General features: G+C 74.5%; 6 protein-coding genes. 3 read left to right on the forward strand and 3 right to left on the reverse strand.

Going from position 1 to position 7,683, the window contains the following annotated elements:
* Positions 1–45 precede the first annotated feature (45 nt).
* Genes ABZ249_RS24305 through ABZ249_RS24315 form a run of 3 tightly spaced genes read right to left on the reverse strand, consistent with a single transcriptional unit; the run spans position 46 to position 3,228 of the window.
* Complete coding sequence (locus ABZ249_RS24305; RefSeq protein WP_220560667.1) at positions 46–828, reverse strand: 2,3-dihydro-2,3-dihydroxybenzoate dehydrogenase; 783 nt, start codon at positions 826–828, stop codon at positions 46–48.
* A gap of 25 nt (positions 829–853) precedes the next feature.
* The gene (locus ABZ249_RS24310) at positions 854–2,029 is read right to left on the reverse strand and encodes a 3-deoxy-7-phosphoheptulonate synthase (protein ID WP_355266990.1); all 1,176 of its coding nucleotides are present in this window, start codon (positions 2,027–2,029) and stop codon (positions 854–856) included.
* Positions 2,030–2,088: 59 nt separating this feature from the next.
* A complete protein-coding gene (locus ABZ249_RS24315) occupies positions 2,089–3,228 on the reverse strand; it encodes a transposase (protein ID WP_355266993.1) in 1,140 nt (379 codons plus the stop codon).
* A 430-nt stretch (positions 3,229–3,658) separates the two neighbouring features.
* On the opposite strand from ABZ249_RS24315, the gene ispH reads away from it, so the two are divergent.
* Genes ispH through ABZ249_RS24330 form a run of 3 tightly spaced genes read left to right on the forward strand, consistent with a single transcriptional unit; the run spans position 3,659 to position 7,590 of the window.
* Complete coding sequence (ispH, locus tag ABZ249_RS24320; RefSeq protein WP_355266996.1) at positions 3,659–4,609, forward strand: 4-hydroxy-3-methylbut-2-enyl diphosphate reductase; 951 nt, start codon at positions 3,659–3,661, stop codon at positions 4,607–4,609.
* Positions 4,610–4,637: 28 nt separating this feature from the next.
* Positions 4,638–5,684 carry a polyprenyl synthetase family protein gene (locus ABZ249_RS24325; RefSeq protein WP_355266999.1) on the forward strand — a complete coding sequence of 349 codons (1,047 nt, stop codon included), beginning with the start codon at positions 4,638–4,640 and terminating at the stop codon, positions 5,682–5,684.
* Positions 5,685–5,733: 49 nt separating this feature from the next.
* A complete protein-coding gene (locus tag ABZ249_RS24330; protein WP_355267002.1) occupies positions 5,734–7,590 on the forward strand; it encodes a 1-deoxy-D-xylulose-5-phosphate synthase in 1,857 nt (618 codons plus the stop codon).
* The last annotated feature ends 93 nt before the right edge of the window (positions 7,591–7,683 follow it).

Consider the following 7,683-nt stretch of genomic DNA (forward strand, 5'->3'; position numbering starts at 1 on the left):
GGGTGTCCTTCTCCGGCGGGCGCGCCGCCGCGCCCGGGCGGCGGTTCAGGTGCCCAGGGTGGCTCCGCCGTCGACGGTCAGGGTGTGCATGGTGATGTGCGCCGCCCGGTCGGACAGCAGGAAGAGCACCGAGTCGGCGATGTCGTCGGGGGAGGCGATCCGCCGCAGCGGGATGCCCACCCGGTACGCCTCCGGGGTGCCGTCGAGCGTGCCCCGGGGGTCGGCGCCCGAGGCCCGCCACAGGGCGCGCAGCATGGGGGTGTCGGTGGACCCCGGCGCCACGACGTTGCAGCGGACGCCGTGCCCGGCCACCTCCAGCCCCAGGCACTTGGTGAACATCTCGGCCGCGGCCTTGGACGCGGCATAGGCCGCCATCCCGGCGCGGGCGGTGCCGGCGGCGTTGGAGGCCACCGTGACGATGGAGCCGCGTGAGCGGGCGACCATGTCCCCCACGACGGCCCGGGACATGACGAACACGCCCTTGGCGTTGACGTCCAGGCTCTCGTCCCAGTCGGCCTCGGACAGGTCCCGGGCGGGGCCCGGGCGCATGATCCCGGCCGCGTTCACCAGGTGGTCCGGCGGCCCCCACCGGTCACGCACGGCCTCCACCGCCCGCCGGGCGTCGTCGGGCGAGCGCACGTCGCCCGCGACCGCGGCGACGTCCAGGCCCGCGTCGGCCAGGCTCCCGGCGACCGAGTCCAGGGCCGCGGGGTCGCGGTCGAAGACCGCCACCGCGGCCCCCCGCTCCGCTGCGCCCCGTGCCACGGCCGCGCCGATGCCGCTCGCGGCGCCGGTCACCAGCACCACTTCGTCCTTCATGTCCTGCATCGCCGTCTCCTCGCTCGGGGGGCGTTCATCGGGCGGACCAGGCCGAGGCGACGGCGACGGCCTGGTCCGGGTTGAGCCTGGGGTCGCACAGGCTGGTGTACTTGTCGGCCACGCGCTCGTCGTGGCGCCGGTCGGGCACGCACTCGGTGACCGCGTCGGGGGTCGTCTCCAGGTGCAGGCCGCCGGCGGTCCCGCCGGCGGACCGGACCGCCGCCCCGAACCCCCGGACCTCGCGGACGATCGCCTCCAGGTAGCGCGTCTTGAGCCCCGACGGCGTCTTGACGGTGTTGCCGTGCATGGGGTCGGACATCCAGATGACCGGGTGGCCCGCGCCGCGCACCGCCGCGACCAGCGGCGGGAGCAGGGACCCGACGGCGTCGGCGCCCATACGGGCGATGAGCGTGAGGCGGCCCGGGGTGCGGTCCGGGTCGAGGCGTTCGCACACCCGCAGCAGCTCGCCGGGGTCCGCGGACGGGCCGACCTTGCAGGCGACGGGGTTGGCCACCCGGGCCAGCAGGTCGACGTGCGCCCCGCGCGGGTCCCGGGTGCGGTCCCCGATCCACGGCCAGTGGGTGGACGACAGGAAGAGCCGGCCGTCCGCAGCCCGGCGCAGCAGGGGGGCCTCGTAGTCGAGGAGGAGGGCCTCGTGCGCCGTCCACACCGGTGCCGCCGGCCGCGGGCGGCCCGCCCCCGGGGACCAGCCCAGGTGCCCCATCAGGGTGCGGGCGGCGTCGTACCCCGCCAGTAGGCGCGTCGGGTCCGGGGCGCGCAGCTCCGCCACGGGTTCGGGCGCGTTGACCAGGTGTCCCCGGTACACGGGCAGGAGCAGGCCGCCCACCCGCTCGAAGGGTTCGGAGCGCGGTTTGGCGAACTGGCCCGCGATGCGCGCCAGCCGGACGACCGGCCTGCCGGTGTTCTCCTCCACCACGTCCGCCAGGGCCCCGACCAGTGCCGCCTTGGCCGCGGCGTCGGGGGCCGTGCACTCGGCGGGGTCCTCGGCGCAGTCGCCGGCCACCACCATGAGGTCCTCGCCCGCCGCGACCCGCGCGAGGCGGGCGCGCAGCCGGTCGGCGTCCTCGATGCGGACCAGCGGCGGACGCCCGGCGAGTATCCGCCGGGCGGCCGGCAGCCGGGGGTCCGCGGACCAGTCGGGCTGCTGCGGGGCGGAGGGGGCGGGAGGATCCTGCTGCGGGGTGTACACGGAGCGCTCCACGTGGCGGGGACGGGGGTCTGCCGGGCCGGGGGGCGGGTGTTCGCTTCTCACGGTCGGTGCGGTGCCCCCGCGCTCCCGGCCAGTTCGGCGACGGCGTAGGCGGCCGACGCCAGGGTGATGTGCCGGTGCCAGCCGTTGAAGGAACGGCCCGCGTAGTCGCGCACGCCCACGCGGTCCCCGACCGAGGCCAGGGAGCGGCCGACGCGGTCGACCAGGTCGGCGGAGCGGGGGATCGCCATCGCCGCCCGGTCCGCCGGGTAGGTGGTCAGCCACAGCTCACCGGGCCAGTCGGGGCCGCCGGGGCCCAGGCCGACCAGGGTCAGGCCCCCGCCGGGGGCGGTGCCCGCGGGGTCCGCGGACCCCGGAACCGGGCGGCCGACCCGCACCGTGGCCATCAGCGGCGGCCTGCGCACCGGGCGCGGTCCGCCGCCCGTGCCCCGGATGACCGGGCGGCGCAGTTCGCGGGAGGCGCGCATGATGCTCCCCGCGGGCAGGGTCCGGCCGTGGTGCCCGGTCAGCGCGGGCTCCTCCACCCGCAACTCCACGTCCTCGGGCACCCGCGCCACCGCGCGCAGGCCGGCGGCGCGCAGCCGTTCGAGCGCGGGGAGGGGGTCGGCCCCGTCCAGGTCCAGGACCGCCGGCCGGACGGGCGCCCCCCAGGAGGCCACGGCCAGGCACGCCTGGGCGGCGTGCTCCGCCAGCAGGCCCGGGTCGGGCCGAGCCGGGATCCGGACGCCGCCGCAGTCCAACGCGGACCGCGGGGGCTCGGAGAGGTGGAGCCGCCACTCGACCGGCACGCTGACGCGGTCGGACGCCATCCACACGCCGATCGCCCGCTGGGCGGTGATCATCTGGCCCTCGGCGGAGGAGAAGTAGCGGCCCACCCCCACCGAGTGCCGCCCCACCTTGGGGATGGTGAGCGGGCGCACCACCCACGCGACCGGCGGCGCCGTCCGCAGCAGGTGGGCGGCCAGCGCCCGGCGGACGGGGGTCCAGTCCCAGGTGGAGTTGCAGATGAAGTGGTGCAGGCCCTGGCCGGTGGCCGAATCGCCGATCAGGGACGCCATGTTGCGGATCGACTTGCGCCCGGGGGTGGACAGCAGGCCGCGCAGGTAGTCCGACCCCTTCCTGCGCTGGTCGCTGCGGGCCAGCGAGACGAACAGCTTCTCGGTCAGGGCGCCGAGCACCCCTTCCTCGTCGGGCGGTGCGCCGGCCGGCCCCGCGGGGACGCCCGGAAGGGCCGCCGGTCGGACGCGGTGCGCCGGCCGGGGCGCCGGGACCTTGCTCTTCGGGTGTTCGATCGCTGTGTTCACACGGATTCTCCGGTCCGTTCGAGCCGGCTGTGCCTGCTTTATTCGGCGAATGGTCATCGGGTCGACGTGCTCGGACCAAAGCTAGGAGTCGGTTCCTGACATGTGAATGGCAAACAGGCGGCAATAACGTGTGGGACAGCATCTAGCCATGCATGGCTATTTCTTGCCGGTACGCCCTTCCCGGGGTTGACGGTCCCGGCGGGCGTCAGCAGAGTGAGGAACGCTGACCGTCGGGATCGGATCCGCTTCCCCGTCGGGCCCGGGTGCGAGCGGCCTCCCGCCACCGGAATCGGAAGAGGGCCAGATGTCCCAGAAAAAGAAGGTAATTCTTGCCGAGCCGCGCGGTTTCTGCGCCGGGGTCAGGCGGGCGATATCCATCATCGAACTCGCCCTGGAGCAGTACGGGGCGCCGGTGTACGTGCGTAAGGAAATCGTGCACAACCATTACGTCGTTCGCGTGCTGAAACAGCGGGGAGCGGTTTTCGTCGATTCGGAGACGGAGGTCCCCGAGGGCGCCGTCTGCGTCTTCTCCGCCCACGGCGTGTCCCCCGAGGTGCGCCGCCGCGCCGACCAGCGGAGCCTGGACGTCCTGGACGCCACCTGCCCCCTGGTCTCGAAGGTCCACCAGGAGGCCGTACGGTTCGCCCGCGACGAACGCACCCTCCTGCTCATCGGCCACGCCGACCACGAGGAGGTCGAGGGCACCTACGGGCACGCGCCCGACCGCACGATCATCGTCGAGACGGTCCAGGACGCCGAACGGCTGGACCTGCCCGCCGACACCCCGCTGGCCTACCTCACCCAGACCACGCTGTCCGTGGACGAGACACGGGACATCATCGGCGTGCTCAAGGACCGCTTCACCGACCTGCGCGGGCCGGGCACCAGCGACATCTGCTACGCCAGCCAGAACCGGCAGGACGGGATCAAGGCGATCGCCCCGCGCAGCGACCTGGTGATGGTGGTCGGGTCCCGCAACTCCAGCAACTCGGTCCGCATGGTCGAGGTCGCCCGCGGCATGGGCGTCGACGCCCACCTGGTGCCCGACGTGGGCGAGTTCTCGTCCGACTGGCTGGAGGGCGTGAGCACCGTGGGGATCAGCGCGGGCGCCAGCGCCCCCGACATCCTGGTCGACCAGCTGCTGGAGGAGCTGGCCGGCCACGGCTTCGAACACGTGGAACTGGAGAGCGTCGCCCGGGAGGACGTCGTCTTCTCCCCGCCGGCCAAGCTCGCCCGCTCCGCGCCCACGGCGTGACCCGGCATCGAGAAGTGGAGGAATCCCCATGACGGTCCCCGCGGTCCGCACCGCCCCCCGGGCCCTGCGCACCCGGCTCCTGGCCCTGGTCGAAGAACGCCTGGACGGCCTCCTGGCCGAGGAGCACCGAAGGTGGTCGCGCGTCGACACGCGGGGCGCGGTCCCCGTCGCCGACGTCGCCGCCCTGGTCCGCGCGGGCGGCAAGCGCCTGCGCCCCTCCTTCTGCCTCACCGGCTACCTGGCCGCGGGCGGCGACCCCGGGGCCGGCACCGTCGTCGACTGCGCCGCCGCCCTGGAGCTCGTCCACGTCGGCGCGCTCATCCACGACGACGTCCTGGACGCGGCGGACACCCGCCGCGGAGCGCCCGCCGTGCACGCCCGCCGCGCCGCCGACCACGCCGCGCGCGGCTGGCACGGGGAGGCCCGCCGCTACGGGGAGGGCGTGGCGATCCTGGCCGGGGACCTCGCCGACATCCTGGCCGACCGCCTGACCGCGGACCTGCCCCCGCACTGCCGCCCCCTGTGGAACGAGCTGCTGACCGAGATCGTCATCGGCCAGCACCTGGACGTCGCCGTCGCCGCCGAGGCGGTGGTCGACCCCGACCTCTCCCGCTGGATCGCCGTGTGCAAGTCCGGCCGCTACAGCATCCACCGCCCCCTGGCCCTGGGCGCCGCACTGGCGGGCCGCCCCGACCTCGCACCCGTGTTCGAGGGCTACGGGGAGGCGCTGGGGGAGGCCTTCCAGCTCCGGGACGACATGATCGACGCCTTCGGCGACGGGGCGGTCGCCGGCAAGCCGGTCGGCCTGGACCTGGAACAGCACAAGATGACCCTGCTCCTGGCCCTGGCGGTGCGCGCCGACGACCGGGTGCGCGCCCTCGTGGAGCGCCCGGTCTGGGACGTCCCGGCCCTGCGCGACCGCCTCGACGAGATCGGGGTCGGCCACGAGATGGAGGAGCGCATCGGCACGCTCGTCGCCCGCGCGCTCGAAGCGCTGGAGGACTCCGGACTGCCCGCCCCCTGGCAGGAGGAGCTCACCGCCATGGCCTACGAGGTCGCCTACCGCGGCAGGTGACCCGCACCCTTCCACCACCACGGCCGTGCCAGCGGCCCGAGGAGAGCACATGACCTTGCTGGAACGAGTGGACGGACCCGCGCGGCTGCGCGGGTTCACCACCGACGAACTCCGCGAACTCGCCGGAGAGATCCGCGGATTCCTGATCGACCGGGTCTCCAGGTCGGGCGGCCACCTGGGCCCCAACCTCGGTGTGGTCGAGCTGACGATCGCTCTGCACACGGTCTTCGATTCCCCGCACGACCGCCTGCTGTGGGACACCGGCCACCAGGCGTACGTGCACAAGATCCTCACCGGCCGCCGCGACGGCTTCGACCGGCTGCGCCGTTCCGGCGGGCTGTCCGGCTACCCCTCCCGCACCGAGTCCGACCACGACCTGGTGGAGAACTCCCACGCCTCCACGGCACTGTCCTACGCCGACGGGCTGGCCCGCGCCGACGCCCACAACGGGGTCACCGACCGCTCCGTGGTCGCGATCATCGGCGACGGCGCCATGACGGGCGGCATGGCCTGGGAGGCCGTCAACAACATCTCCGGCGGCCCCGACCGGCCGCTCGTCATCGTCCTCAACGACAACGGGCGCTCCTACGCCCCCACCGAGGGCGGTCTGGCCGAGCACTTCAGGGAGCTGCGCGCGGGGGCCGACGGGCGCAACGTGTTCGAGCAGTTCGGGCTGGCCTACATCGGCCCCGTGGACGGCCACGACATCCCCGCCCTGCGGGAGGCCCTGACCCGGGCCAAGGGGGAGCCCGGACCGGTCCTGGTCCACGTCGTCACCGAGAAGGGGAAGGGGTTCGTCCACACCGAGACGGACGACCTCGACCGCGGGCACGCGATCAAGCCCATGGACCCGGAGACCGGCCTGCCCCTCGCGTCCCCCTCCGGTCCCTCGTTCACCTCGGTGTTCGGCCGGGAGATGGTCGGGATCGCGCAGGAGCGCCCGGACGTCGTGGCGATCACCGCCGCGATGCTGGAGCCCACGGGCCTGCTCCCGCTGTACGAGCGGCTGCCCGAGCGCGTCATCGACGTGGGGATCGCCGAACAGCACGCCGTCACCATGGCGGCGGGGCTGGCGATGGGCGGCGTCCACCCGGTGGTGGCCGTCTACTCCACCTTCGTCAACCGCGCCTTCGACCAGCTCCTCATGGACGTCGCCCTGCACCGCCGGGCGGTCACCTTCGTGCTCGACAGGTCCGGGGTCACCGGCGACGACGGGCCCAGCCACAACGGCATGTGGGACATGTCGGTGCTCCAGGTGGTCCCGGGGCTGCGCATCGCGGCCCCCCGGGACGCCACCCGGCTGCGCGAGCTCCTGAGGGAGGCGGTCGCCTGGAAGGACGGGCCCACCCTGGTGCGCTTCCCCAAGGGGGCGGCCGGCCGCGACATCCCCACCGAGGCCCGCTTCACCGGTATGGACGTCCTGCACCGGTCCGGCTCCCTGGACGTCCTCATCGTCTCCATCGGCGCGCTGGCCGGGGTGTCCCTGAGCGTGGCCGAGGGCATCCGGGAGCAGGGGATCGGCGTCACCGTGGTCGACCCCCGCTGGGTCTCCCCGGTCAACCCCGGGCTGGCCGACATCGCCCGCAGGCACCGGACCGTCATCAGCATCGAGGACAACAGCCGGGTGGGCGGCATCGGGTCCACCATCGCCCAGGCCCTGCGCGACGCCCGGGTCCCCACCCCGTTCCGGGAGTTCGGCATCCCGCGCAGGTTCCTGGAGCACGGGAACCGGGCCGAGGTGCTGTCCGGCTGCGGGCTGGACGTCCGCGACATCACCCTGGCCGCGGTCGAGGCGCTGGCCGAGTCCGACGCCCTCACCGGACCGCGGCCGGCCCCGGACCCCATCGACGAGGGCCTGTACCGCCTGGCGCACGACGCGCGCCCCAACGGAGGGACGGACTCGTGACCGTCGATCTCGGCATTCCCGCCACCCCGCCGCGCCCGCTGGCGACCCGGCGCAAGACCCGGCAGATCATGGTCGGCAACGTCCCCGTGGGCG

The organism is Nocardiopsis sp. NPDC006139, from assembly GCF_040614155.1.
Classification (GTDB): domain Bacteria; phylum Actinomycetota; class Actinomycetes; order Streptosporangiales; family Streptosporangiaceae; genus Nocardiopsis; species Nocardiopsis changdeensis.